Here is a 24,633-nt window from a genome sequence, read left to right as displayed (position 1 = left end):
TGGCCGGGCGTCATTTCGATTTGCAGTGTTCCGCCCGAAAATCCCCGGACCACTTCTCGCCGTTCACGAGGCGAATTTCGTAGCGCCCACGGTACTCATTGGCCGATTGGTCGAAGGACCACTGGATTGTGCCACTGGAACACAAGTGCTGAGACGTGCTTGCGACCAGCATGCATACGGGAAGCTCCGCCACCTTCAGCGATTTCCCGGCCCCCTGGGGGTGGACGCCGCCGGGACCAACAACAATGAAAGGTGGCGCCTGATATTTAAGCTGGGTGCACGAACCCGCACGCGCGTACAGCCAAATTCCAAACCCATCCGCATCGTTCCAAAGTGCGTTAATCGGGGTAGGAGGTTCGCCAGCCGTTGATGCGATTTACATGGATGAGGCAAGCGCGACCACGACACGAGCGAGTAGGCCACGGTTGCAATTCGGCCACCTAACGACCAAGTTGAGCGGCCGGGCACGACGCCCATTCGCAAAGACACAGCGCGCCACGATGGTTCACGGTCCGCTCCAACGCGTTGTTAGATTGCTTGCTTGGCAGCATAGTCGCGTAGGGCCCTTGCTGCACCCAGGAGATCCGGACGCGCCTCGGTCTCTCGTGCGTTGAGCTCGGTGTCTACTCGCGCTAGGGCACTCTCGCTGTAGTGATTTCGCACGTGATCCAGCGGGAGGTGGTCGGTTTCGCTGTCGTGAGCCACGAATGGGAAGAAGAGAGGGTTCTCCGATTCCTCCACTTGATGACGCAGGTGACTAATCTCGCGACTCGTAGCAATGGTTCCCGCGTCCCCTGAGAGGAACCTCTCAAGCACGGTCAGCATCTGCTTCCATTGAGGGGTTCGATCCTGCATGCAATCTAACGACCGAGTTGAGCGGCCGGGCACGACGCCCATTCGCAATGACACAGCGCGCCACGATGGTTCACGGTCCGCTCCAACGCGTTGTTAGGCGTCACGATTCGCCAAAACCCCTGTGGACACGACGCCCTTGAGTGTCTTTCGAAAATACATGGTCCCCGCCCGAAACCCAAATTCCACGGCCCCTCCTTCGCCCGACGCCACGATATCGAAGAGCGAGGAACGAACCTCGGGAAGCGCCCGCGCAAGAATGGCCTCCCGAACGGCACCGCGTAGGGCCTCTGAAACGGAAAAGACAGTGATGGTTGTGTGTGTGGAGGGTTGGCCATCCCGCCCGACGCGCTCGTAGCGCCCATTCGAACTTGCGGTAAGAACGCGAGGAGCTAAGTCGGTCCCAAATGCGACTGCCCTGTCATGGAGCCTCAGAAGCCGAAAGTCGAGATAGATGCTGTCATTCACTATCGAGGTCCCAAGGCCCATCTCAATCTCGTCGCGGCCGACTGTCCAGGCCTCGTCGGCTCGCAGTGCATCCTTCACGTTGGTCACGACGGGCATCGTGACGCCTAACGACCGAGTTGAGCGGCCGGGCACGACGCCAATTCGCAAAGACACAGCGCGCCACGATGGTTCACGGTCCGCTCCAACGCGTTGTTAGCCGGCATGGTCCTAGCACCTAGTCGAAAGGGACATCGCAAGTCTAGCGATGATTCCAATTAGCCCGATGCCTGAAACCAGACAACCCACCGCGAAGAACTTGAAACGCACGGAAAGGATCCGCCATTCGCGAGCCACCGTGAGCCCGCCGACGAGAAGGCCCAAGCCTGTGATGAAAAAACCGGAGCACACAACAAGAATCACACTGCATGGGTTGGCGTCTGTCATGAGATAGCCGATCGAAGCCACGGCGACGCCAATGGCCATGATGGCGAGCATGGCCCAAGCTCCGACGTTTACCGCCCTCGGAATGCCAGCGCCGCTCACCAATGCTTCGATGCTCTTCATGCCGGCTAACGACCAAGTTGAGCGGCCGGGCACGACGCCCATTCGCAAAGACACAGCGCGCCACGATGGTTCGCGGTCCGCTCCAACGCGTTGTTAGAAGGCACTGGCTCCGCCAGCCACCAAGGACGCCTAAGGCTTGCCACCGGGGACCGACCCTTCGCTGCGGTCCGAAAGCAGGGCGATCCAGGCCGCGATTTCGACGACGATCGCGAGAACGGAAACTACGACGGCGCCCGATGTGAAGCCGATGACGTATAGGGTGATGGCGATTGCGAACAGCACGCCGGCAATTGTGAGGTGGTTCTTGCGAAGGCTCATCGAAAGTACCTCCCTTTTCGCTGATGCTTGATTGTGCCTTCTAACGACCAAGTTGAGCGGCCGGGCACGACGCCCATTCGCAATGACACAGCGCGCCACGATGGTTCACGGTCCGCTCCAACGCGTTGTTAGGCGTCACGACTGCTCGCCTGAGAGAGACCGGCGATTGCTGCCCCGATCCCTGCGATGCCGGCGTAGGCGCCAATCCACGCAAGATAGGCGCCCATTGCGATGAGCGCAAAGTACTCCCCAGCCCCAACGCGACGACGTATGACCAGGGAGAGGCCAAGGGCAGTTGTCACGACGATGCCGAAGGGAAGCCCCCATGCCGCTGCAGCGTGCTCGGGAGTGAACAGCGTGTTCCAGTAGTGCGCGAACCCGTAACGGGAGGCGATGGCGATTAGTCCCATTACCTGGACGGCTGCCAAGGCGAGAGCTATTGCTCCAATTGCCGCCACTGGTGGATGTCTCGTTCTCATGACGCCTAACGACCAAGTTGAGCGGCCGGGCACGATGCCCGTTCGCAAAGACACAGCGCGCCACTAAGGTTCACGGTCCGCTCCAACGCGTTGTTAGATCGCAATGCATCGCAACTCCCTATCGATTGGCCCGACGTTTTGCGGCGTCGGCCTCATAGCTGGCGCGTTGTCGTTCGATGTACGCACCGAAGCTAAAGAATGGATTACGTCCGAAAATACTCAGCACGAGAAAGAAAACGATCCAAACGAGCATCACTGCGACGAGGGCGCCTATTTCGCTGAGCCATTCGAATGGCGGTGCCGCTGAGTCTAAGCCCAGCAAGAACACGTACGGACCGGGGAGACCGAGGATCGCAAGGAGAAAACACGCGAAGCGGATCATCGGAGAAAGCCGGCGCGGCTCGTTCGTTGAGGTCTCCATTGCGATCTAACGACCAAGTTGAGCGGCCGGGCACGGTGCCCATTCGCAATGACACAGCGCGCCACGGTGGTTCACGGTCCGCTCCAACGCGTTGTTAGGCGTCATTTGTACAAGCACATCGCGAAGTTTGGTATGCCATCGTCGCGAACCTTTCGCTCCCACAGATCGAGCCAGACTCCACCCATCTCCCAGAACTTGCGGCACTGGTCGAGGTAGGTCAGTACGGCTTCCCTTTCGCCAGTGCGCAGCAGATCCCTCGCCAACAGCATAGACGGCCCAAACGAGTTCAACTGGGGCGACCCCTTGGTCGCTCCAGCAAGTAGAAGCTCTCTCGCAGCCCGCTCCTTGTCCTTCGCCCTAAGGGCGAGGAGCCCTTGCACGGTGTGCGCTGCATGAATTGCGTTTCCGTAGTTCCAGTCGTCGGGATAGGTCGGGGCGCTCTGAAGAGCTTCAGCGGCAAGTTGAGCGGCTAGGTCGAAGCGCTCGAGATGATAGGCGGCCTTCGCAGCCTCTGGAAGCGCGTAGAACCGATCCCGGCCTGGGGCCGCGGACTCCAACTCCGCAAGGTCTTCCGGTGCCCGCTCAACCGCGATGGCTCTCAGCTGCGCCTCGTGCTCGGGCGTCAGCGGGGTTTTCTCAGTGTTGGCCTCCCACCCCATTTCTAATGACGCCTAACGACTGCGTTGAGCGGCCGCACACGATGCCGCTTCGCGCCTGAGCGGCGCGCCACGCTGGATCACGGTCCGCTCGAACGCGTTGTTAGATCGCATGCTCACTCCGATTGAACACTTCTTGCGGTGCGGCACTGAATCCAAAACTGGATGCCGCGGAACATGCCGAAGCCAATGAACACATAGTCGAGGATTGTATATATGGGAAATGCGTCTGGATGAAGGACAAGGACGTCGATGGGAGATAGCCCGGCAATCGAGGCCAAGACGAACGACACAGCCAATCCAATGCCGCCAACCGCAAGCCACACCTTCCAGTACCGCGGCTCGACAATTTCGTCCCCATGCGGCGGTGGTTTAAGCATGCGATCTAACGACCGAGTTGAGCGGCCGGGCACGACGCCCATTCGCAATGACACAGCGCGCCACGATCGTTCACGGTCCGCTCCAACGCGTTGTTAGATGCCACTTCTTGTTTGCCCACCGCGCAATTGCGGGAACTACCACGAACCACTGGAGATGGCCGACGACCACCTGCAATCCCCAATAGACCACGAACCAGGCAAAGGACTCGGGCAGAGGCACGCCTAGGCTTCTGCGATGGGGTAAAAGACAGCCAGGAGTCCGATAACGAGGACTCCCGCCGGAAATGAGGCGCAGACAAAGAACGCCATAGCTAGCAAGACGGCATCCGGCGATTGCGAGAAAAGGGCAAGGATAAGAACGGTCAGGCAGGCACCAAACCACACCGCCCAAAGCACTCGCCCTGTCCGGCTATAAGGAAGAAGTGGCATCTAACGACCAAGTTGAGCGGCCGGGCACAACGCCCGTTCGCAATGACACAGCGCGCCACGATGGTTCACGGTCCGCTCCAACGCGTTGTTAGACAGCATTCCCCTCACTCCCCGACGCATAGCGACGATTGACAATGCCACGGCCAACCACAGCGATTCCTTCTGCGATGAGAAAGGATGCACCCGGCACAATCTCGACGAAGTGGACGTCCGGTTCGACTTCCTCAGGAGTTTCGGCGAGCTCGACGGGCGCCAGGAGTTGCCACGACGTGGGCGCCTCCACTCCCAGCGGAGCAGTGCCGTGGACGAGGCGCGAGACGATGGGTGAGCCGCTCTGAGTTCGCAGGATAGCAATGTACGTTCCGTCGGTAGGCGGAGATCGGTCGCGGCCCCCAGCACCGGCCACAAACATCACGACGTCCGCGTCGATTCTCTCGGTGGTCATTGAATGCTGTCTAACGACCAAGTTGAGCGGCCGGGCACGATGCCCATTCGCAAAGACACAGCGCGCCACGATGTTTCCCGGTCCGCTCCAACGCGTTGTTAGGCATCACTGTCTCCGCCAGCCACATCAGAGGTAGTTTAGTGCGATGGTGCGCACCGATGTCGCCTGGCTCGCCGACAAGGAGGTACCGCTCCTGTTCAGCTCGGCGAGGACGTATTTCACTACGTCGGCCTCTAGTCCCTCTCTGCTCAGGAGAGACTCGACGTGCGCCAACGTAGCTCCGGAGAGACATGCCCGCGCGAGTGATAGCAATTCACGCTGATCGTCGCGCTCGTTCATGTGATGCCTAACGACCAAGTTGAGCGGCCGGGCACGACACCCATTCGCAAAGACACAGCGCGCCACGATGGTTCACGGTCCGCTCCAACGCGTTGTTAGAAGGCAGCAGTGTCACGCTCTTGCCTGCCACTCTCGAAGCTCCGCGACCAGACCCTCGGTATCCAAGACATACTCTCGGTGCTCGTGGGAAAACGAAACTATGGGGGGTTCAGGGTATTCGTATTGCTCGGCCTCAGGCAGTTCGTTCCAGTTTCCGTCGCGGTGGTAGGACGCAGCGAATTGGAACAAGTGCCCTGGCGTCGGCCAAGACTCACCGTCTAAGGTGTCGGGGCCAAGGTAGACGAGCGTCTCCACGATAGGCTGAAGTAGCTGCTCGTCCATATAGCGGATGACGAAGTACGTGCGCCCGATTTCAAACGTGTCGCGAACCGTCATGCTGCCTTCTAACGACCAAGTTGAGCGGCCGCACTCGGCGCCGCTTCGCGCCTGAGAGGCGCGCCACGATGGTTCACGGTCCGCTCCAACGCGTTGTTAGGTGGCACTACGTAAGATCCCGTTTGCACTGGTAGATAACACCGTAAGCCTTTTCGGCAACGTTGTCGTCCAGCAGGCACGCGAAGGCCTCAATGAGGGACTGCGGCGCCTGGGTCTCGCGAAACTGCTGCAGAAGGTACTGCACAACTTCCCGTCGCTTCTCGTTGGGCTGAGACAACAGCATTTCCAAAGTCTCGTTGATGCCCGCGTCGTCGCATGCGGCGAGCAACATTGAGACGAAGCCCTCAATCTCCCCTACCGTTTTCGGTGCTGAGGCCATGCTCGCCGAGTGCCAGCTAACGACCAAGTTGAGCGGCCGGGCACGATGCCCATTCGCAAAGACACAGCGCGCCACGATGGTTCACGGTCCGCTCCAACGCGTTGTTAGACAGACTTCCATTCGACATTCCAGCCTCCTTCACGAAAGAATGCCTCAAGGTCGGCCCGGGTGTGAACCCAGCTGTCGAAAGCGTAGTTCCCGTTCGGACCATCGGAGCCGTCCCACCATTCGTAGATGAGGAAGCCACCGGTGCTGGCGGCGTCATCGACTACACGGACGCGATGATTTGGGTGCTCGCTGTTCGTGACGGTGCCCTCGCGTCCAATTTCGATAGTGGCCAAGGAAGGCTGTCTAACGACCAAGTTGAGCGGCCGGGCACAGCGCCCATTCGCAAAGACACAGCGCGCCACGATGGTTCACGGTCCGCTCCAACGCGTTGTTAGACCTCACCTGCCCTCCCAGTACAGACGACGATTGGTGTAGCCCTCCAGCATTGGACCATCTCCGAAACGACGACGAAACTCCGCAACGGCTCTGAGCCGCTTGGCACGGTACCGAGCGCGAACTGGACCCACCGATAGATACTCCTCGGTGCTCAACTTCCGGATGGCGACGGTGAGGAACGCCTTCGAGAGCTTTGGCCAATGGCTCGCCAAGAAGTACGAACGCGGTTGCTTGCGCGACGGTCTCCGCACCGGATACTTGAGGTGATGAAAGCGAGAACGCCACGGCATCGTTCAGGTGAGGTCTAACGACCAAGTTGAGCGGCCGGGCACGACGCCCATTCGCAAAGACAGAGCGCGCCACGATGTTCCACGGTCCGCTCCAACGCGTTGTTAGGCATCCTGTTCATATGGGAACGTGGGTAGTCGGGAGGTTAACCCCATTGGCGCTATCAAGATCGACGCCGGAGAGGAGCATCACGGCCTTGTACGCATCGAGCAGAGTCGTGTGAATTGACTCCAGGTCTTCCAGCATGAGCGTACGCCCAGGCTCAGAGTTTCTTCGGAAATTGTGCTGTCGGTAGAACGAATGCGAAAGTCTGTTTCTCTCCTTCAGTGCAAGAGAGAGTTGGCCTTCGAGCGTCGCAAGCGAATCCGTTGACCGATTCAAACTCTTCAGGAGTTGCCCAAGCGTTTGGCGATTGACGAACGTGAGCAAGTCGGAAGCTCTCGCTGGGTCCGAGCCGTCAAACAGCCCAGCCTCAATTGCGCCAATTGAGAGAAGCATGGTGCCGAGTTCCGTTTCCAAGAGTTGCGCCGCCTCGGAGGTGAAGCCGAACTTGCAGTAGACATCGTCAAGTGTTGGCACGGCGCCTCCAGGATGCCTAACGACCAAGTTGAGCGGCCGGGCACGATACCCGTTCGCAATGACACAGTGCGCCACGATGGTTCACGGTCCGCTCCAACGCGTTGTTAGGCGTCACGATTCGCTAAGACTCCTGTGGACACGACGCCTTTGAGTGTCTTTCGGAAGTACAGGGTCCCGGCTCGAAATCCAAACTCCACGCCCCCACCCTCTCCCGATGCCACGATATCGAAGAGCGACGATCGAGCTTCCGGGAGCGCACGCTCAAGAATTGCCTCGCGAATGGTGCTTCGTAGGGCTTCCGACACCGAATAGACAGTGATGGTTGTGTGGGTGGAAGGTTGCCCGTCTCGTCCGACGCGCCGGTAGCGCCCATTGGAGCTTGCAGTAAGGATGCGTGGCGCCAAGTCAGCGCCGAATGCGACTGCCTTGTCATGGAGCCTCAGGATCCGAAAGTCGAGATGGATGTTGTCATTCACTATCGAGGTCCCGAGGCCAACCTCTACCTCTTCGCGCCCGACTGTCCAGACTTCGTCGGCTCGGAGCGCATCCTTCACGTTGGTCATGACGGGCATCGTGACGCCTAACGACCAAGTTGAGCGGCCGGGCACGACGCCCATTCGCAAAGACACAGCGCGCCACGATGGTTCACGGTCCGCTCCAACGCGTTGTTAGGTTGCATGCCGCCTCCGTATGCGCGAGATGCCCCAAGCTACGACCGCGGCGCCGGCAAAGAGCGCAGCCCATGATGCGAGGAACGGCTCGAACTCGAGTTTGAAGGAGCTGTCCCTGGGAGACACAAAGCTGAAGTTGACCGGGAATGATCCTGGGTCGTAGCGGCTTAGGTTTTGCTCGATGAATGTGAAGGGATACCCGGTACGGTGGGCCTTCATCTGCTCCTGCGACAGTACGGGCCTGTCGATGCAAGCGGTCAGCGCAGTTGCGACGAAGGTCAAAGCTGCGATGCCGGTAGCAAGTACGATTTTCATGCAACCTAACGACCGAGTTGAGCGGCCGGGCAAGACGCCCATTCGCAAAGACACAGCGCGCCACGATCGTTCACGGTCCGCTCCAACGCGTTGTTAGATGCCACTTCTTGTTTGCCCACCGCGCAATTGCGGGAACTACCACGAACCACTGGAGATGGCCGACGACCACCTGCAATCCCCAATAGACCACGAACCAGGCAAAGGACTCGGGCAGAGGCACGCCTAGGGCTTCTGCGATGGGGTAAAAGACAGCCAGGAGTCCGATAACGAGGACTCCCGCCGGAAATGAGGCGAAGACAAAGAACGCCGTAGCTAGCAAGACGGCATCCGGCGATTGCGAGAAAAGGGCAAGGATAAGAACGGTCAGGCAGGCACCAAACCACACCGCCCAAAGCACTCGCCCTGTCCGGCTATAAGGAAGAAGTGGCATCTAACGACCGAGTTGAGCGGCCGGGCACGATGCCCATTCGCAATGACACAGCGCGCCACGATGGTTCACGGTCCGCTCCAACGCGTTGTTAGGTGTCACTCCGCTCTCCTTCAGGAGGTGAAGCCTCGCTACTCGACGGCCGAAGAGGCTTCTTGGGCTGCGAAGGACGGGCCACTGGGCCACCGTCGGGCGGGGTGCCTTCGCCGACGTCGTCGAGCCACCTCGGCCCACCAAGCAATTTTATGGCGAGGCGGACTCCATTCGGGGAGTCGGCCTGGCGAAGCGCGTCCTCATAGGGGAGCGTCTCATCGACGTATTTTTGAACAAGCTGCCTGTCGTGAGCGGTGAGGTTCATGTTCTAGAGGATGCTCGAGACAACGTGGAGTGACACCTAACGACCGAGTTGAGCGGCCGGGCAAGACGCCCATTCGCAAAGACACAGCGCGCCACGATCGTTCACGGTCCGCTCCAACGCGTTGTTAGATGCCACTTCTTGTTTGCCCACCGCGCAATTGCGGGAACTACCACGAACCACTGGAGATGGCCGACGACCACCTGCAATCCCCAATAGACCACGAACCAGGCAAAGGACTCGGGCAGAGGCACGCCTAGGGCTTCTGCGATGGGGTAAAAGACAGCCAGGAGTCCGATAACGAGGACTCCCGCCGGAAATGAGGCGAAGACAAAGAACGCCGTAGCTAGCAAGACGGCATCCGGCGATTGCGAGAAAAGGGCAAGGATAAGAACGGTCAGGCAGGCACCAAACCACACCGCCCAAAGCACTCGCCCTGTCCGGCTATAAGGAAGAAGTGGCATCTAACGACCGAGTTGAGCGGCCGGGCACGATACCCGTTCGCGAAGACACAGCGCGCCACAATGGTTCACGGTCCGCTCCAACGCGTTGTTAGGCATCAGCTCTCTCCAGGCCGTGACCGACTGCGGCGGAACTCAATGTTCGCCCGTCCGCATACTCTACGGTGATACGCCCAAGTCCGTGTTCGGCTCGGACGTCGATCTCCGTGATGCGCCCGAGATTGCCCCAAGTGTCCCGGACGCGGTCGCCCACCTTGAATGGGAGGGACGCTATCGCCACGGGCGAAGCGCCCAGCGAGGCGCGATCTGTCGCCCACGCGGCAATACGGGAGATAACTCCTGACCTCGGCGCAGAGACTGGGTTTCCCGCAGGGTCGTAGAACTCGCCGTCGTCACCCTGTACGGTCGCACCGAGCTCGGCAGCTAGCCGAGCCATCTTCTGCACTAGGAGGCGTTCTGGATTCTTCGCCTCGATATTTCCGGCGCGCCAGCACAGGAGTGCGAGGTCAGGATCGTCGGTCGAGCGAGACAGCCATTCCGCTTCGGCGATAGTCGGACCATCGGCGTCGGACCAAGAGTTCCGGCGCGTGATGTGAACCACGTAGCCCATTAGCTGATGCCTAACGACCGAGTTGAGCGGCCGGCCACGATGCCGACTCGCAATGACACAGCGCGCCACGATTTTCCACGGTCCGCTCCAACGCGTTGTTAGATTGCACTGCTTTTCTCCGCTTTCCGCCTGGCACGAAATGGAAGACCAATGACGATGGAAATGACGACCGCGACCACGGCCGTTGTCACTGCGGCAATCCCCGCAAATGCGTCGAGGTGGCCCGCTTCAACGTATGCCGCAGCCTGGAAGAGCACGACAGTCGTGATTGTGGCCCCAAGTACGGCGCTGCCGAAACCCGCCACGAAGCGGTGCCAGAGGGTAGCGGAAATGATCGCAATCGCCAGGAATACCAGAATTGCCACGGCGTCCCTTCAGTGCAATCTAACGTTCGCGTTGAGCGGCCGCACGCGCTGCCGCTTCGCCCCTCAGAGGGGCGCCACGCTGGTTTTCGGTCCGCTCCAACGCGGAGTTAGAACGCTGGCCCATGAATTGATGGCACATGGCTGTATTTTGCCCAAACTGTGGAAGACGGTATTGCGCGGGAGCTCGGTGCAGTGGGGATGGTTGCGCCTGGTGGCACACCCTGTACTCGTGGCGATTGCAGGAGGGGCTCCAAGATTGATGCGTGATCGCCAGCCACGGGTGCACGGTGCTCGGCTTTGCCTGCGATCTAACGACCGCGTTGAGCGGCCGCACGGCGACCGAGTTCCCGCGCGAGACGCGGGCCACGCTGGATCACGGTCCGCTCCAACGCGAAGTTAGAACGCTGCTGCTCGAGTTCTTTGCGCATGGTTGTATTTTGCCAAAACCTGGGCTGCCCGCCCCACCTGCGCAGGTAGTGGTGCCAGATAGGGTGGCACCAGTGTGCGGTGGTGACTTGAAGGCGTTGGATCCACGGGCCGACAGAGAAGTGCGCGAGGTGCTGTGGGTTCTTGGCCCCAACCGCCGACAAAGCTGTGCGAGGTGACGGTTTCAGCTGCGATCTAACGACCAAGTTGAGCGGCCGGGCACGATGCCCATTCGCAAAGACACAGCGCGCCGCGATAGTTCACGGTCCGCTCCAACGCGTTGTTAGACAGCACCATTCTCGATGTACCCCTCAATGCACGTTCTGACCCACGGAGCATCGAGGTCGTAACCCGTCACGTTCTTTCCGCTCCAATTTACTCCGACCAGGTACCCATCGCGAGCGAGCTCGGGAAGCCATTTGTCACGAAACTCTTCCCAAGAAATCTTCTCTGCTTCGAACCCGGCGTAGTCGGGGGCGATTTTCTTGATTCGATCTATTCGCGACTTCGACGACCAGAAGGGCTGCGCTCGTTGTCCTGTTCGAGTCTTCGGCGCGGGATACCCGCCAGAATCGCGGATCGTCCAAACGACGCGATTCTTTGCGACTTCCCGATAGAACGTGTGCGCCTGCGATGCGGACTGTCCCATGGGTGCTGTCTAACGATCAAGTTGAGCGGCCGGGCACAGCGCCCATTCGCAAGGACACAGCGCGCCACGATGGTTCACGGTCCGCTCCAACGCGTTGTTAGGCATCACATTGCTCACTGTTGAGACCGGTTCAACTGAACGGGAAAGAAGCGGTTGTCCACCTTCCGCACAATTACCGTCCACAGGCCGTATGTGTCCCCCTCGAGGGAGAACGCGAACGACGCATCAGTCGGCAACCCACCAGGCGCACGGCCAAACTCGATACCTTCAAAGAACCACGGCGACCCACCGGCCAATTTACCTCGGTCCACAAACTCGTCGAGATAGGCGGCCGCGCGGCTCGCGAGAGCGTCCAGTTGCGGGGCCATCTCTTCGAAGAGTGCCAGATACGCTCTAGACGGTGACCGACTGTCCCCGACGACGATGATCTCGGCGGAGGGCTGCTCGGCAACTGTGAGGAGCCACACCCCCTCTGCGTCCAGGAAGCGCTGCTCGTAGGCCGCGACGGTCGACATGTGATGCCTAACGACCAAGTTGAGCGGCCGCGCACGACACCCATTCGCAAAGACACAGCGCGCCACGATGGTTCACGGTCCGCTCCAACGCGTTGTTAGGCGTCATCCCAAACGTAGCCACGTGCGGCGCTTCCACTAGCGGCGCGCCTCTCGCAGGCAAGCTTGTAGCTTTTCGATGAACGCTTCAACCTCATGCTCGGCTAGATCAACTGGATCGCCGTCCGCTGCCACGGCGATGACACAAATGGCACCGCCGTCATACCAGGCGTCGAGGCGTTCGGGATCGCTGTCAGTAGGCACGTCGCCTCCTCGTATGACGCCTAACGTTCGCGTTGAGCGGCCGCACGCGCTGCCGCTTCGCCCCTCAGAGGGGCGCCACGCTGGTTTTCGGTCCGCTCCAACGCGGAGTTAGAACGCTGGCCCATGAATTGATGGCACATGGCTGTATTTTGCCCAAACTGTGGAAGACGGTATTGCGCGGGAGCTCGGTGCAGTGGGGATGGTTGCGCCTGGTGGCACACCCTGTACTCGTGGCGATTGCAGGAGGGGCTCCAAGATTGATGCGTGATCGCCAGCCACGGGTGCACGGTGCTCGGCTTTGCCTGCGATCTAACTTACAAGTTGAGCGGCAGGTGGCCAAAGCGCGGAGCGCGTTGGCCACACTCCTGTCCGCTCGAACGCGTTGTTAGGCCTCGCCGCCTCTAGATCGATGCTCAAGGCATCTCTTGATCGGAGCGTCGGCCTATCAATTCGCGTCGCTGGATGAGACTGCGCGCCATCGATGCCCCCACGTTCAAAGCCTCCCGCAGGGCGCTGCGCTTTTGCATTAATGCGGCTCACGAAGTCCCCGTTGACCGATTGGAATTTTCGACGGCTCATCGCCTAACTCTCTGCGGCGTAGCGCCTAACGATTGCGTTGAGCGGCCGCACGCGCTGCCGCTTCGCCCCTGAGAGGGGCGCCACGCTGGATCACGGTCCGCTCCAACGCGAAGTTAGAACGCTGGCCCACGAGCTGAGTGCACATGGCTGTATTTTGCCCAAACTCGCGACGGCGGTCTTGCTCAAGAGCTCGGCGCACTGGGGATGATCGCGCTCCGCTGAGCCGCCCCGTGGCACGGCGGTAGCGTGAGGTGATCTGAGAATCGGTGTGGTCGTGAGCCACGAGTGATTGGTGTTCGACTTTGCCTGCGATCTAACGACCGAGTTGAGCGGCCGGGCACGACGCCCATTCGCAAAGACGCAGCGCGCCACGATGGGTCACGGTCCGTTCCAACGCGTTGTTAGATGCCCACCATAACTTGCACATGCAAGCCTCCGGGGGTGAGAAAGAGGGCCGTTGGGTCATAGGTGGTCGGCTTGAGCTTGAAGCCACTCATATTGAGGAGCTGCTTCCCATTGTGGCTCACGACAATGTTGAGGCTGCGGTTCGCTTCCGCGTATACGGCTCCAAGTACGAGTTCTTCTCCCGAGGGAATGGTGACTTGGGAGTTCCACGTGATTGTCCCCAGGCCATGCGTCGATGGTTCATCTGGATCCACTATCGCGGCCGATCGCCATTCGTCGGTCGCATCGTCGCCCACTGATACATGGAGCCTCATGGTGGGCATCTAACGACCAAGTTGAGCGGCCGGGCACGACGCCCATTCGCAAGGACACAGCGCGCCACGATGGTTCACGGTCCGCTCCAACGCGTTGTTAGGCATACCTGTAGCTTCCTGCGAGCACAAAGACGATGGTAAAGCCTGCGGCCACAAGCACCCAAGCAACGATGAAGCCGATGCCCGCAAATGGCCAGCTCGGCATGGTTGTGAAGATGGCGAGGAGTGCCGCGGCTATGGTGACCCCGACTACCGCAAGGATCGCATGAGGTGTGCAGCCGATGCGCCGACGAAGAACTACTGCCGCGGTGATGCAGCCCGCGAATGTCGCGATGAATCCAATGATTGCGAATGCCCAGGTGTTTCCGTTGCCCCAGGCGCCAGGGATGAGGAAGCGAACAGCCACGATGATGGATGGAAGGATCGCGGTGCTTACAACCTTGGTCACGTTCACCGGTATGCCTAACGACCGAGTTGAGCGGCCGGGCACGATACCCGTTCGCAATGACACAGTGCGCCACGATGGTTCACGGTCCGCTCCAACGCGTTGTTAGGCATCAGATACCTCGCGATTCGGATTCCCTCGACGAAGTTTGAACCATGCCCAGGACGCCAGGCACCCGATAACGAACCACTGCGCGAGGACACCTAGTGCGGTCGCCACCGGCGACGGCGCGTGTACGTTGCCCGAGACCAAGAATCCAAGAAGGATTGCCGGCATGTTGAGCAGGGTGATGGCGTTGCCTATGTCGGGGTTATATAGCGTGAACTGGTAGATGGGACTGCTCTCGCTCGAGAAGAGCCACATTAGGGCAAGCATCGCTGTGGCGACGACCAATCCAACGACAGCGTGTCTGAAAGGTGCCCAATCCATTCGACGCTGTTCCTCTCTGATGCCTAACGACCAAGTTGAGCGGCCGGGCACGACACCCGTTCGCAAAGACACAGCGCGCCACGGTGGTCCACGGTCCGCTCCAACGCGTTGTTAGGCATCACTTCCATGCGACGTATGTCATACCGATGACGACGATCATCGCAATGATCACGGCGTTTCGCCGAGCGCGCCTGCGGATGTCTTGAGACAGCGCCTCGACTTCGGCGTCGGAGTACGCATGGAACGGACCAGACGCAGCACACTCTGGGCAAGTAAATGAAACTGTTTCGGTCCCCTGGAGGGAGTCCCACAGCTTTCGATGATGGAACTCGTAAGTGCACGCTTGGCACTTCACAAGGCCAGGCATCTTGTATCCCATTTCGACGGTAACCATTTAGTGATGCCTAACGACCGAGTTGAGCGGCCGGGCACGATGCCCATTCGCAACGACACAGCGCGCCACGATGGTTCACGGTCCGCTCCAACGCGTTGTTAGACGGCACTACGCCTCCTCGCCACAAAGTAGGGCTGGCACCTGTGCCGCGGTCGTGGTGAAGGAGATGCCAAGAGAAAGGCAAAGTGCGGCGGCCAACCTGTGGATGAGTAACCACTCGGGCTCACTTTCCATGGCTGAGATTGCGGCGAACAGGCGCTCGTGCTCGGAGGGACTTCGCGCGGCATCCAGAAACACTAGCTGGACCAACGCCTCCAACTCTCGAGAAAGCGAATCTGTTTGCATCGCCTCCAGCCATGGCTCATGGCTCCCAAGATATGGCAAGAATTCCTCGATTTCGGATAGCAGTTGCTTTGCGGTGGTTCCGGCTTCGAGATCTGACCTATTCGCCCAGCCGCATTGCTCGATCATTGCGCAACGCACGGAGGGTGCGAGTGAAACAAACGCTAGCAATTTGGCCGCGTGACGAGGGGCTGCGTCGATGGCTCTCAGTTCGATCACGTATCCAGTGCCGTCTAACGACCGAGTTGAGCGGCCGGGCACGACGCCCATTCGCAAAGACACAGCGCGCCACGATGGTTCAAGGTCCGCTCCAACGCGTTGTTAGACATCGCTGGCCTATCCCTGCCGCTTCACATTTGATTTCACGACGCCAAGACCACGCCAGAACTCGGACGGCAAGGCCATGTCGGGTGATCCAATCCAACCTCGAGTGACATTGAGCTCGTATCCATTGTCGAGACGCCGGTATTCCACCGAGTTCAGCGCGATTGCGTCCCACTCCCCGGTGAACTTGAGGTCCTTGAGAGATTCCGGATAGGCCCCGGTTCGGACCTTGTGAAGTTCCACCAAAGCGATGGTTGTCTTGAAGTGCTGATCTCCGAACTTCGCGTCTGCTTGCCGCTGAAAGTCGCAGCCGCACAAGGTGAGGACAACCAGGATGATCGCGGCTCTTAGCACTTCGAAGGCCTCCAGCGATGTCTAACGACCAAGTTGAGCGGCCGGGCACGACGCCCATTCGCAATGACAAAGCGCGCCACGTTCGTTCACGGTCCGCTCCAACGCGTTGTTAGACAGCACGTTACTCACCGCTCGCCGTGTCTCACACACATGTGCACCGATCCGACTCCGGTCGGCGATACGTGCCCGAGAAATCTTCGTACCTGTAACTCTTGTGGCCCGCCGCTTGGCACTTCGCCTGGCACTCCTTCTCGCGGTGCCCGATGAATTGGTACGTAGCCACGTACACCGCCCCAAAGATGAGCAGGAACATTGCGACGATGGTGATCGTACGGCGCGGCATTCGTGCTGTCTAACGACCAAGTTGAGCGGCCGCGCACGACACCCATTCGCAAAGACACAGCGCGCCACGATGGTTCACGGTCCGCTCCAACGCGTTGTTAGGCGTCATCCCAAACGTAGCCACGTGCGGCGCTTCCACTAGCGGCGCGCCTCTCGCAGGCAAGCTTGTAGCTTTTCGATGAACGCTTCAACCTCATGCTCGGCTAGATCAACTGGATCGCCGTCCGCTGCCACGGCGATGACACAAATGGCACCGCCGTCATACCAGGCGTCGAGGCGTTCGGGATCGCTGTCAGTAGGCACGTCGCCTCCTCGTATGACGCCTAACGATCAAGTTGAGCGGCCGGGCACGATGCCCATTCGCAAAGACACAGCGCGCCACGATGGTTCACGGTCCGTTCCAACGCGTTGTTAGGCATCAATCCTTACGCTCCTCTCAACTGTTCCGCTCGCACCCTGAATTAGAACGCCAAAGTGACCGCCAGCGCGAAGTGGCAACAAACGCACCATCACCCACCAGTTGCACCCAACTCGAGATGACTCAACCTTGAATTGACCCGGCTCGAGCTTGACCCAGCTTCGCCGAACTTCGGCAACGGCGATCTCCTGAGCCTGCGCATGGGAGGCGACTTGGGGATTCTCGACGCACTTCTCTTCGGGCAGCAAAGGGACAGCGGTGGTCGTCGCGAACGTGCTGTTCACGGCAAGGCAGGCGGCAATTGCGATAGTGGCGCTTCGCGAATGCATGCGATTGATGCCTAACGACCAAGTTGAGCGGCCGGGCACGACGCCCATTCGCAAGGACACAGCGCGCCACGATTCTCCACGGTCCGCTCCAACGCGTTGTTAGATGTCACCTTTACTCCCCTTCAGACGGTGCTCGATGCGTTTGGAAACAACGGCGGCAACAAAGAAGGCGGCGATCACCGCGAGATGTTCAATCAAGGTGTCCGCCCAGAGCCACCACGCCGCAACCAGGGGAAAGACCATAGCGCAGATTATCCACACTGCGGCAACCTCGCGACGTGCAGCTTGGCGCTCGGATACATCGGCGGCGTCAAATTGCTCGGGGCTCTTGGGTGACATCTAACGACCAAGTTGAGCGGCCGGGCACGACGCCCATTCGCAAAGACACAGCGCGCCACGATGGTTCACGGTCCGCTCCAACGCGTTGTTAGACGGCATGCGGCCTCTCACGAGGTTGGCTCGAAGAAAGAGTAGACATGCTTTTGACCATCGCTCTCTTCGAGCAGCTCAAACCCCTTCGAGAAAAATTCGCACGATGCGGATTCAGAGCGCTTCAGGCCCGACCCGATCTGGCCGAAACGAACACCAACTGATTCCTTTGCGGCGGACTCCAAGCGAAGAAGTGCCTCCCGATGCTTGGAAAGAAGGGATGGATCCGACTTGAATGTATGTACGAACCACCCCTCACGATCAAATAGGACACGAATTGTGACTCGCTCGCATTTCGACCAAGGAGCCTCAGGATCGTCGCCAGGGACGAGCACTACCACGGCAGTCTCGTGGGCACCGCGCGCGACGCTGGCGACCTTCACAGGCCAGGATGTGCCCCCGGCGCAGGCAGCATTGGCGACGACTGTCAAAGCGAACGTGGTGGCGATGGTTCTAAGCATGCCGTCTAACAAGATATGGATGGATTAACTGCAGGGAAAGTCGGCATCCGGTCCTCTAAAAAATGTTCCGGGGGCTGGAAGTGTCTGATCGCCAATTGGAATCCGTTTGGACAATGTTAAAACGATCCGGGAAATACATCACCCTCCCTTCGGCCTTCGCGCCCGCTGTTTTTCCGACACCGAACGCAGCACCGTCCTGAGCTTCGGCGCAGCCGCAAACGCCTCCGCAAACGGCGCCAGCGCCTGGTCGATCAGCGCGCGAATGTCCCGCCGGTCGAGGTCCGCCGCCCCGCCCTCCAGCCGCACACTGCGTACCTGGCTCCCATCCCCGAGCAGGAGCTTCTTCGGATCGTCCAGCTGCACGCCCTGGATGAAGAAGAGCGTCACCCACCGCGGCATGGCGGCGATCGACACCTGCGCCTCCGACGGCCGCTCGCTCGAGCAGTAGGCGAAGACGAGCGCGTTGTAGTTGTCGTAGACCATCTCGTAGCCACGGGGGATCATCGCGCGCATCTTCTCCCTCGCGGCGGTGATCTCGCGCGCCATCTTGGGCGAATATTTGGCTACGGCCTTCTCGATATTGGTTTCGACGTTCAGGGTCATGGCGACATTCTGCACCCGGTCAACGTGTTCGACGAACTGCCGTTGTTTCGCCTGTGGATGCCCCATCGCCCCAACTCGAGCCGCGTTTGCTGGACCAGGTGCGCCACCGCATCCGGATGCGCCACTACAGCATCCGCACCGAGCGGACGTACGTGCACTGGGTCAAGAGGTTCGTCGTGTTCCATGGCAGCACCCGTCATCCCCGCGAGATGGGAGGCCAGGAGGTAACGGCTTTCCTCTCCGCTCTCGCCACCGATCGCAACGTCGCCGCCTCCACGCAGAACCAGGCGCTCTCCGCCCTCCTCTTCCTCTACAAGGTGCTGGCCGTCGAGCTGCCGTGGCTCGATGAGGTCCGCCGCGCCAAGAAGCCGGTTCGCCTGCCCACCGTCCTCACGCAAGCGGAGGTGCGCGTGCTCCTCGCCCACATCGAGGGCATGCACGGGTTGATGGCGCGGCTCATGTACGGCACGGGCATGCGCCTGATGGAGTGCGTTCGGCTCCGGGTGAAGGATCTCGAGCTGGAGCGACGGGAAGTTATCGTCCGCATGGGCAAGGGCGGGCGCGATCGCATCACCGTGCTGCCCGAATCGCTGGTCATCCCGCTTGAGGCGCACCTGGCGCTCGTGAAGGAGTGGTGGCTCCGCGATCGCGCGGATGGCATCGAAGGCGTCGAGCTCCCCAACGCCTACGGCCGCAAGAACCCCGGCATCGGAAAGACGTGGGGCTGGCAGTGGGTCTTCCCGTCGCACGACCTGTCGATCGATCCACGCACGCAGCTGCGCCGGCGCCATCACACCTACGAGCAGTCGCTGCAGCGAGCGGTATCGCGGGCCGCGGCCCATGCGCGCATCGCGAAGCCCGTCTCCACGCACACCCTGCGCCACAGCTTCGCCACCCACCTCATGGAGGCCGGCTACGACATCCGCACCGTGCAGGAGCTGCTCGGCCACAAGGACGTCAGCACCACCATGATCTACACCCACGTACTGAACCGCGGCGGCCGCGGCGTGGTGAGCCCGCTGGATCGCTAGGGCGCCGGTCGCGCGGACAGCGCCATCTGCGTCGCCGCCTCCGCACTGCGTTCCTCTCCGGGCCCGTAGAGCACCGTGAAGAACAGCATCTGGTTGCCCGTGACGACGAAGCCCTGGCGCATGAACTTGAAGCCCTCGCCCGGAGCGCGGTCGGTGGCGTCGAAGGTGTAGCCCCACGCGTCCTTGCCCTTCACCTCGCGCGGCTCGATCTTCTTCTCCACGGCGGTCTCCAGGACGCTCGCGGCGGCGCGCTTCGCATGGCCGAGCGCTTCTTCCCGCGTGGGCACCGGTGCATCGGGCGTGCGCGGCGGGATCAGCGTCACCAGCGCTTCGAAGCCTTTGCCGGTGCCGGGCTTGAAGATCACCGTCGGCAGCTTGTCGCCGCCCATCGCATCGCGCCACGCCATGGGGACGTCGAACGCGTACGACTTGCTGCCCGGCACCGCGTAGATCCGCGTTCCGTCGAGCGCCTTGGGAGTGATCGTGATCGCGTCCAGCACCGCGAGCAGCTCCTTCGGATCCGGCCGCGTCTTGCCGACCTTCGAGAGGTGCACGTCGATCCAGTGGCCCTCCTTGTACGCATGGCCCCACGCGTTGGCCTGCACTACGTCCAGGCCCTCGGGCTTGTCGAGCTGGAACTCGATAACGCTGAAGCCGTTGCGCTCGGACTCGCGCACCGCGGTCGCCTTCGCGAGGCCTTCGGCGGCGTTGCTCTTCCATTTCGCGCGGCAGGTGGGGCCCGAGTCGCACTCGGCGCTCTGCTGGACGATGACGGAGACGTTCACGCCGCGAGCCGGGCTGGAGCCGAGGAAGTACACGCCGCTGTCGTCGGGCTTCAGGCGCTGCTGGGCGATGAACCAGTCCTCGCGCGGGAGGGTCACGGCCCAGGTGGGCGCCGGAAGGTAGAGCTGCAGCCGGGTGGCGGAGTAGCGGAAATCGGCGGCGGCGGGCGTGGCCGCGATCGCAAGCAACAGGACGGTGAGGTAATTTCTCATCCCGCCATTCTAGGGGTTCGAGCCGGTCCTAGAACTCCGCCAGGACCTTCTCGATCAGCTTCTCGGCTTGGCCTATGTAGCTGCCACCGAAGAGGTTCGCGTGGTTCAACACATGGTAGACGTTGTAGAAGTCGCGCCGCACCGGATAATCGTCGGAGAGCGGCCAGGCGTTTCGATACGCCGAGTGGAAGTCCTTGGGAAATCCCCCGAAGAGCTCCGTCATCGCGAGATCCGCCTCGCGATCGCCGACGTACACCGCGGGATCGAACACCACGGGCGTCCCGTCCTCCAGCGCCGATGTATTCCCGCTCCAGAGGTCGCCGTGCAGCAGCGACTTCTCCGGCGAGTAATTGCGGAAGAGAATCTCCGCATCCGCGAGCAACCGCTCGCCACGACTGATCATCCGCGAAGGCAGGCGGTTGTGAGCCGCGTACCGAAACTGCATCTGCAGCCGGTGCGTGCGCCAGAAGTCGAGCCAATCGTCCGCGAGTACGTTCGATTGCGGCGAGCTGCCGATGAAGTTGTCGCGCGCCCAGCCGAACTTGGGTTGCGGCCGGCGGTGCTGTGCCGCGAGCGCTTCGCCGAGCCGGGCGCCACTCGGACCGTCCAGCGGCATGAGGTCGAGCCATTCGAGCACGAGCCAGGCGGGGGCTTCATCCCCGTCGCGCGAATCGTCGTCCCCGATGACCGGACCCGTGATCACGCCCGGCACCCGTATCACCCCCGCACGCGTCAGCGACGCAAGCCCCCGCGCCTCGGCCTCGAACATCGGGGCCTTGCCCGCATCGTTCGCCTTCACGAACCAGGAATGCTTTCCGTCGGCCGCGTCCGTCGTGAGCTTGAACGCGCGATGAATGCAACCGCCCCCCACGGGCTCGAGCGAGAAGGCGGCGTGCGATGCGCCGGTCGCGTCGCCGATGGAGCGTGCGACGGCCGCGGCGATCGGGTCCATCGCTATCCGATCTTCGCGAGCGCCTGCTCGAGATCCGCGATCAGGTCGGAGGGATCCTCGAGGCCGATCTGCAGGCGCACGAGCGGGCCGCCCGTCCAGGGCCGCACCGAACGCATGCCCTCGATGTGCGCGGGCACCACGAGGCTCTCGTAGCCGCCCCAGCTGTAGCCGAGCGCGAAGAGCTCCAGCGCCTCGATGAACGTGGCGGACTGCGCCTCGCTCGCGGCCAGCTCGATCGCGAAGAGGCCGGCCGCACCCTTGAAGTCCCGCTTCCAGAGGGCATGCCCGGGATCGGACGGCAGCGCGGGGTGCAGCACGCGCTTCACCTTCGAGTGCTTCTCGAGCGCACGTGCGACCTCGATGCCGCTCGCCTCGTGCTGCCGCAGCCGCACGTCGAGCGTGCGCATGCCCCGAAGCGCGAGGAAAACGTCGTCCGGGCTCGCGTGTTGCCCGAGGTCACGATGCGTATCGCGCAGTCGCGGCCACCACGCCTCGTTCGCCACCACCGCGCCCATGAGGAGATCGGAGTGGCCGCCGGGATACTTGGTCGCCGCCTGGATCACGAGGTCGGCTCCGTGCTCGAACGATGGAAAGAAGATGCCCGTGGCCCAGGTGTTGTCGTGGATCACCGCGGCACCGCGTTCGCGCGCCACCTTCGCGATCGCGGGGAAGTCCTGCACCTCGAAGGTGTGCGAGCCCGGGTTCTCGAGGTAGACCACCTTCGTGTTCGGTTTCATCAGCGCGGCAATGCCCGCGCCGACGAGCGGATCGTAGATCGTGGTCTCGACGCCGTAGCGCTTCAACGTGCGCAGGCAAAAGCGCCGTCCGGGACCGTACGCGGAATCCGGCAGCACCACGTGGTCGCCCGCGCTCACCGCGGAGAGGACCGCGACGGAGACTGCGGCCAGGCCGGAAGAAACCGTCACCGCACGATGGCCGCCCTCCACTTCCGCGATCAGCTCCTCGAACGCGGCGCGGATCGGCATGTTCGCGATGCCGTACGTGGGCACGGGCTCGTCGGCATCGAAGCGGCGCTGCACCTCATGCAGGTGCTCGACGCTGTCGAAGACGACCGTGGACGCCCGCGCGACGGGGAGGTTCACCGTGCCCGGCTGCGAGCGTGCCTTGCGCCCCTGTTGCGCGAGCTTCGTACGCAGCTTCATTTTCCGAGCGGCCTCACGTCGGCCTTCACCTCGACGGTGGTCTTCTTGCCGTCCTTGCCCACGACAGTGAAGGTGATCGGCACCTTGTCGCCCGCCTTCAGCGGCTTCACGAGCCCCATCATCATCACGTGGTAGCCGCCGGACTTGAGTTCCACCGCCTTGCCCGCGGGCAGCGGCAGTGCCTCGACGGACTTCATCTCCATCGTGCCGTTGGCCATCGCCATCTCGTGGATCTCGACCATCTTCGCGGCGGGCGAGGATGCGGCGACGATCTTCGCGTCCTCGGTGCTCTTGATCTTCATGTAGGCGCCCGTCGCCGTTTGCGCGGGCACGGTCCCCCTCACCCAGGCATCGGTGATCGTCACTTCCGCGTGGGCCGCGGCGGCCATGAGGAGGGTTGCCAGGAACAGCGTCGTCTTAACCAAAGGTCTTCTCCATCTCTCGTCTCACCTTCACCGCTTCCGACGACGCGTCGTAGTCGACGTCATCCCAGCTCACCGTCGCGCCTTCGGGAAGATCGCGCTTCAGCTTCACGTGGTGCGCGAGCCCGATCGGCAGCGCGCCCTTCGCCTTCGAATCCCCCGCGCTCATCAGCTTGCCCCACACCGTGTAGCCGCCCTCCCCGTCGAGCGACTCGCCCGCCTTGAGGGCCCGCTTGGCCGTGGCCACCGCATCCCCGCGCCAGCCGGTGGCCGCACCCGTCGCCTCCTTGCGCAGGGCCGCGCTGGCCACGCTGATGCCCAGCTCCAGCCCGATCAGGTGCGAGGGTTTGTACATCGCTGCATACTCCCCGGAAGGATCGGTGACGATGCCGTACTCATTGAAGCACCGGCGCACGTATTCATGCTCGGCGGAGAAGGTGACATAGACGCCCCACCGCAAGTCGCGGAAGACCGGACGCCCATCGCGCTCGAGGCTCGAGATCACCTCGACCTGCCCTTCGTGCTCCAGCGAGCCGCCCGCCGAACGCGGCCGCAGGATGCGCGGCAGGTCGTCCACACCGCAGGGCGGGAAGGCGAGGCCCTCGCGCGCGGGGGTCAAACCGGTTGCATTCGCAACCGCCGCCATCTCGATCGCGCTCTTGGTGCCGTCGAGGAACGAGTTGAACATCTGCGCGTTGAAGTCGCCCTTGGCGACCATCTCCTCACTGAATCCGTAGTGGCCCCACACCGTCTTCGGCGTGGAGGCGTGATACGCGGGCAGGTACTTGGTGCCCTTGCCGGCCGCGACGACCTTGAAGCCCGCGGCACGCGCCCAGTCGACGAGCTCGCAGATCAACGCGGGTTGGTCGCCGTAGGCCAGCGAATACACGATGCCGGCTTCGTGCGCGCGCTTCGCGAGCAACGGGCCCGCCAGCGCATCGGCCTCCACGTTCACCATCACGATGTGCTTGCGATGCTCGCAGCACGCGAGGACGTTGCGGATTCCCACGGCGGGATTGCCCGTCGCGTCGATCACGACCTCGGTGTCCGGGTGCGCGATCTGCGCGGCGGTGTCCTGCGTGATGAGCGTGGCGGCGATGTCGGCATCGCTCCACCCCGTGCGCTGGAGGGATGCGCGGGCCCGATCGGGCGCGAGATCGCAGATGGCGCGGATGCGAATGCCCGGCGTGCGCCGCGCTTGCGAGAGATACATCGAACCGAATTTTCCGGCACCGATCAATACGACGCGCACCGGATTTTTTTCCGCTTCGCGCTTCTGCAGGAGGGAGTGGAGGTTCATTACCGATGAAGTGTTGCAGCTGAAATCGCCCACGGGGCCTGTGGACTGGCGCA

28 protein-coding genes are annotated in these 24,633 nt (G+C 61.6%); 1 reads left to right on the top strand and 27 read right to left on the bottom strand.

The annotated features are described in order from the left end of the window. Positions 1–1,527 precede the first annotated feature (1,527 nt). From DSM104443_RS01395 to DSM104443_RS01285, 22 genes are all read right to left on the bottom strand, one after another. Positions 1,528–1,863, bottom strand: coding sequence for a hypothetical protein (locus DSM104443_RS01395; protein WP_171088928.1), 336 nt, complete (start codon positions 1,861–1,863; stop codon positions 1,528–1,530). A 129-nt stretch (positions 1,864–1,992) separates the two neighbouring features. Next, the gene (locus DSM104443_RS01390; protein ID WP_171088927.1) at positions 1,993–2,181 is read right to left on the bottom strand and encodes a hypothetical protein; all 189 of its coding nucleotides are present in this window, start codon (positions 2,179–2,181) and stop codon (positions 1,993–1,995) included. A 597-nt stretch (positions 2,182–2,778) separates the two neighbouring features. After that, a complete protein-coding gene (locus DSM104443_RS01385; RefSeq protein ID WP_171088926.1) occupies positions 2,779–3,042 on the bottom strand; it encodes a hypothetical protein in 264 nt (87 codons plus the stop codon). 140 nt (positions 3,043–3,182) lie between these two features. Next, positions 3,183–3,740: a hypothetical protein gene (locus DSM104443_RS01380; RefSeq protein ID WP_171088925.1), complete on the bottom strand. Its 558-nt coding sequence runs from the start codon at positions 3,738–3,740 to the stop codon at positions 3,183–3,185. Between the two features lie 894 nt (positions 3,741–4,634). Then, complete coding sequence (locus DSM104443_RS01375) at positions 4,635–4,991, bottom strand: hypothetical protein (protein WP_171088924.1); 357 nt, start codon at positions 4,989–4,991, stop codon at positions 4,635–4,637. A gap of 450 nt (positions 4,992–5,441) precedes the next feature. Beyond that, a complete protein-coding gene (locus DSM104443_RS01370; RefSeq protein ID WP_171088923.1) occupies positions 5,442–5,765 on the bottom strand; it encodes a hypothetical protein in 324 nt (107 codons plus the stop codon). Positions 5,766–5,871: 106 nt separating this feature from the next. Beyond that, positions 5,872–6,144, bottom strand: a complete 273-nt coding sequence (locus DSM104443_RS01365; RefSeq protein ID WP_171088922.1) for a hypothetical protein — start codon at positions 6,142–6,144, stop codon at positions 5,872–5,874. A gap of 104 nt (positions 6,145–6,248) precedes the next feature. Next, positions 6,249–6,485 carry a hypothetical protein gene (locus DSM104443_RS01360; protein ID WP_171088921.1) on the bottom strand — a complete coding sequence of 79 codons (237 nt, stop codon included), beginning with the start codon at positions 6,483–6,485 and terminating at the stop codon, positions 6,249–6,251. Between the two features lie 508 nt (positions 6,486–6,993). Then, a complete protein-coding gene (locus DSM104443_RS01355; RefSeq protein ID WP_171088920.1) occupies positions 6,994–7,455 on the bottom strand; it encodes a hypothetical protein in 462 nt (153 codons plus the stop codon). Positions 7,456–8,123: 668 nt separating this feature from the next. After that, positions 8,124–8,441: a hypothetical protein gene (locus tag DSM104443_RS01345; protein WP_171088918.1), complete on the bottom strand. Its 318-nt coding sequence runs from the start codon at positions 8,439–8,441 to the stop codon at positions 8,124–8,126. 1,951 nt (positions 8,442–10,392) lie between these two features. Continuing rightward, positions 10,393–10,659: a hypothetical protein gene (locus DSM104443_RS01340; protein WP_171088917.1), complete on the bottom strand. Its 267-nt coding sequence runs from the start codon at positions 10,657–10,659 to the stop codon at positions 10,393–10,395. Positions 10,660–11,368: 709 nt separating this feature from the next. After that, the gene (locus DSM104443_RS22120) at positions 11,369–11,734 is read right to left on the bottom strand and encodes a DUF2750 domain-containing protein (protein ID WP_171088916.1); all 366 of its coding nucleotides are present in this window, start codon (positions 11,732–11,734) and stop codon (positions 11,369–11,371) included. 113 nt (positions 11,735–11,847) lie between these two features. After that, on the bottom strand, positions 11,848–12,249 hold the full coding sequence (locus tag DSM104443_RS01330; RefSeq protein ID WP_171088915.1) for a hypothetical protein: 402 nt from the start codon (positions 12,247–12,249) through the stop codon (positions 11,848–11,850). 135 nt (positions 12,250–12,384) lie between these two features. Further along, positions 12,385–12,549 carry a hypothetical protein gene (locus DSM104443_RS01325; protein WP_171088911.1) on the bottom strand — a complete coding sequence of 55 codons (165 nt, stop codon included), beginning with the start codon at positions 12,547–12,549 and terminating at the stop codon, positions 12,385–12,387. Between the two features lie 980 nt (positions 12,550–13,529). After that, positions 13,530–13,856, bottom strand: a complete 327-nt coding sequence (locus DSM104443_RS01320) for a hypothetical protein (protein WP_171088914.1) — start codon at positions 13,854–13,856, stop codon at positions 13,530–13,532. An 88-nt stretch (positions 13,857–13,944) separates the two neighbouring features. Then, positions 13,945–14,301 carry a hypothetical protein gene (locus DSM104443_RS01315; RefSeq protein ID WP_171088913.1) on the bottom strand — a complete coding sequence of 119 codons (357 nt, stop codon included), beginning with the start codon at positions 14,299–14,301 and terminating at the stop codon, positions 13,945–13,947. 922 nt (positions 14,302–15,223) lie between these two features. Then, positions 15,224–15,586, bottom strand: a complete 363-nt coding sequence (locus DSM104443_RS01310) for a hypothetical protein (protein WP_212756874.1) — start codon at positions 15,584–15,586, stop codon at positions 15,224–15,226. 207 nt (positions 15,587–15,793) lie between these two features. Next, positions 15,794–16,135, bottom strand: coding sequence for a hypothetical protein (locus tag DSM104443_RS01305; RefSeq protein WP_212756872.1), 342 nt, complete (start codon positions 16,133–16,135; stop codon positions 15,794–15,796). Between the two features lie 480 nt (positions 16,136–16,615). Beyond that, positions 16,616–16,780 carry a hypothetical protein gene (locus tag DSM104443_RS01300; protein WP_171088911.1) on the bottom strand — a complete coding sequence of 55 codons (165 nt, stop codon included), beginning with the start codon at positions 16,778–16,780 and terminating at the stop codon, positions 16,616–16,618. Positions 16,781–17,323: 543 nt separating this feature from the next. After that, positions 17,324–17,563, bottom strand: coding sequence for a hypothetical protein (locus tag DSM104443_RS01295; RefSeq protein ID WP_171088910.1), 240 nt, complete (start codon positions 17,561–17,563; stop codon positions 17,324–17,326). Positions 17,564–17,670: 107 nt separating this feature from the next. Next, positions 17,671–18,114, bottom strand: a complete 444-nt coding sequence (locus tag DSM104443_RS01290) for a hypothetical protein (protein ID WP_171088909.1) — start codon at positions 18,112–18,114, stop codon at positions 17,671–17,673. Between the two features lie 138 nt (positions 18,115–18,252). Continuing rightward, complete coding sequence (locus DSM104443_RS01285) at positions 18,253–18,717, bottom strand: DUF1801 domain-containing protein (protein ID WP_171088908.1); 465 nt, start codon at positions 18,715–18,717, stop codon at positions 18,253–18,255. A gap of 98 nt (positions 18,718–18,815) precedes the next feature. Between DSM104443_RS01285 and DSM104443_RS01280 the strand changes: the two genes are divergently transcribed. After that, complete coding sequence (locus tag DSM104443_RS01280; RefSeq protein WP_281359539.1) at positions 18,816–19,748, top strand: integron integrase; 933 nt, start codon at positions 18,816–18,818, stop codon at positions 19,746–19,748. Here DSM104443_RS01280 and DSM104443_RS01275 read toward each other — a convergent pair. Genes DSM104443_RS01275 through DSM104443_RS01255 form a run of 5 tightly spaced genes read right to left on the bottom strand, consistent with a single transcriptional unit; the run spans position 19,745 to position 24,580 of the window. Next, positions 19,745–20,743 (bottom strand): hypothetical protein, encoded by a 999-nt coding sequence (locus DSM104443_RS01275; RefSeq protein WP_171088906.1) that lies wholly within the window; start codon positions 20,741–20,743, stop codon positions 19,745–19,747. The genes DSM104443_RS01280 and DSM104443_RS01275 overlap by 4 nt on opposite strands. A gap of 28 nt (positions 20,744–20,771) precedes the next feature. Then, the gene (locus DSM104443_RS01270) at positions 20,772–21,695 is read right to left on the bottom strand and encodes a fructosamine kinase family protein (protein WP_171088905.1); all 924 of its coding nucleotides are present in this window, start codon (positions 21,693–21,695) and stop codon (positions 20,772–20,774) included. Positions 21,696–21,697: 2 nt separating this feature from the next. Then, positions 21,698–22,858, bottom strand: coding sequence for a cystathionine beta-lyase (gene metC, locus DSM104443_RS01265; RefSeq protein ID WP_171088904.1), 1,161 nt, complete (start codon positions 22,856–22,858; stop codon positions 21,698–21,700). Then, a complete protein-coding gene (locus DSM104443_RS01260; RefSeq protein WP_246232438.1) occupies positions 22,855–23,283 on the bottom strand; it encodes a copper chaperone PCu(A)C in 429 nt (142 codons plus the stop codon). Before DSM104443_RS01260 ends, metC begins: the two co-directional genes overlap by 4 nt. Then, positions 23,276–24,580, bottom strand: coding sequence for an NAD(P)H-dependent oxidoreductase (locus DSM104443_RS01255; RefSeq protein ID WP_171088903.1), 1,305 nt, complete (start codon positions 24,578–24,580; stop codon positions 23,276–23,278). The genes DSM104443_RS01260 and DSM104443_RS01255 overlap by 8 nt, the downstream gene beginning before the upstream one ends. Positions 24,581–24,633: the final 53 nt, after the last annotated feature.

The organism is Usitatibacter rugosus (genome assembly GCF_013003965.1).
GTDB classification, from domain to species: Bacteria; Pseudomonadota; Gammaproteobacteria; order Burkholderiales; family Usitatibacteraceae; genus Usitatibacter; species Usitatibacter rugosus.
This window is presented reverse-complemented; position numbering and strand designations above follow the sequence as displayed.

What these genes read in the sequence shown, in the direction of transcription:
- DSM104443_RS01395 (WP_171088928.1), bottom strand. Translation starts at nt 1,863, where the DNA reads ATGAAGAGCATCGAAGCATTGGTGAGCGGCGCTGGCATTCCGAGGGCG.
- DSM104443_RS01390 (WP_171088927.1), bottom strand. Translation starts at nt 2,181, where the DNA reads ATGAGCCTTCGCAAGAACCACCTCACAATTGCCGGCGTGCTGTTCGCA.
- DSM104443_RS01385 (WP_171088926.1), bottom strand. Translation starts at nt 3,042, where the DNA reads ATGATCCGCTTCGCGTGTTTTCTCCTTGCGATCCTCGGTCTCCCCGGT.
- DSM104443_RS01380 (WP_171088925.1), bottom strand. Translation starts at nt 3,740, where the DNA reads ATGGGGTGGGAGGCCAACACTGAGAAAACCCCGCTGACGCCCGAGCAC.
- DSM104443_RS01375 (WP_171088924.1), bottom strand. Translation starts at nt 4,991, where the DNA reads ATGACCACCGAGAGAATCGACGCGGACGTCGTGATGTTTGTGGCCGGT.
- DSM104443_RS01370 (WP_171088923.1), bottom strand. Translation starts at nt 5,765, where the DNA reads ATGACGGTTCGCGACACGTTTGAAATCGGGCGCACGTACTTCGTCATC.
- DSM104443_RS01365 (WP_171088922.1), bottom strand. Translation starts at nt 6,144, where the DNA reads ATGGCCTCAGCACCGAAAACGGTAGGGGAGATTGAGGGCTTCGTCTCA.
- DSM104443_RS01345 (WP_171088918.1), bottom strand. Translation starts at nt 8,441, where the DNA reads ATGAAAATCGTACTTGCTACCGGCATCGCAGCTTTGACCTTCGTCGCA.
- DSM104443_RS22120 (WP_171088916.1), bottom strand. Translation starts at nt 11,734, where the DNA reads ATGGGACAGTCCGCATCGCAGGCGCACACGTTCTATCGGGAAGTCGCA.
- DSM104443_RS01330 (WP_171088915.1), bottom strand. Translation starts at nt 12,249, where the DNA reads ATGTCGACCGTCGCGGCCTACGAGCAGCGCTTCCTGGACGCAGAGGGG.
- DSM104443_RS01320 (WP_171088914.1), bottom strand. Translation starts at nt 13,856, where the DNA reads ATGCCCACCATGAGGCTCCATGTATCAGTGGGCGACGATGCGACCGAC.
- DSM104443_RS01310 (WP_212756874.1), bottom strand. Translation starts at nt 15,586, where the DNA reads ATGATCGAGCAATGCGGCTGGGCGAATAGGTCAGATCTCGAAGCCGGA.
- DSM104443_RS01295 (WP_171088910.1), bottom strand. Translation starts at nt 17,563, where the DNA reads ATGTCACCCAAGAGCCCCGAGCAATTTGACGCCGCCGATGTATCCGAG.
- DSM104443_RS01290 (WP_171088909.1), bottom strand. Translation starts at nt 18,114, where the DNA reads ATGCTTAGAACCATCGCCACCACGTTCGCTTTGACAGTCGTCGCCAAT.
- DSM104443_RS01285 (WP_171088908.1), bottom strand. Translation starts at nt 18,717, where the DNA reads ATGACCCTGAACGTCGAAACCAATATCGAGAAGGCCGTAGCCAAATAT.
- DSM104443_RS01275 (WP_171088906.1), bottom strand. Translation starts at nt 20,743, where the DNA reads ATGAGAAATTACCTCACCGTCCTGTTGCTTGCGATCGCGGCCACGCCC.
- DSM104443_RS01270 (WP_171088905.1), bottom strand. Translation starts at nt 21,695, where the DNA reads ATGGACCCGATCGCCGCGGCCGTCGCACGCTCCATCGGCGACGCGACC.
- metC (WP_171088904.1), bottom strand. Translation starts at nt 22,858, where the DNA reads ATGAAGCTGCGTACGAAGCTCGCGCAACAGGGGCGCAAGGCACGCTCG.
- DSM104443_RS01255 (WP_171088903.1), bottom strand. Translation starts at nt 24,580, where the DNA reads ATGAACCTCCACTCCCTCCTGCAGAAGCGCGAAGCGGAAAAAAATCCG.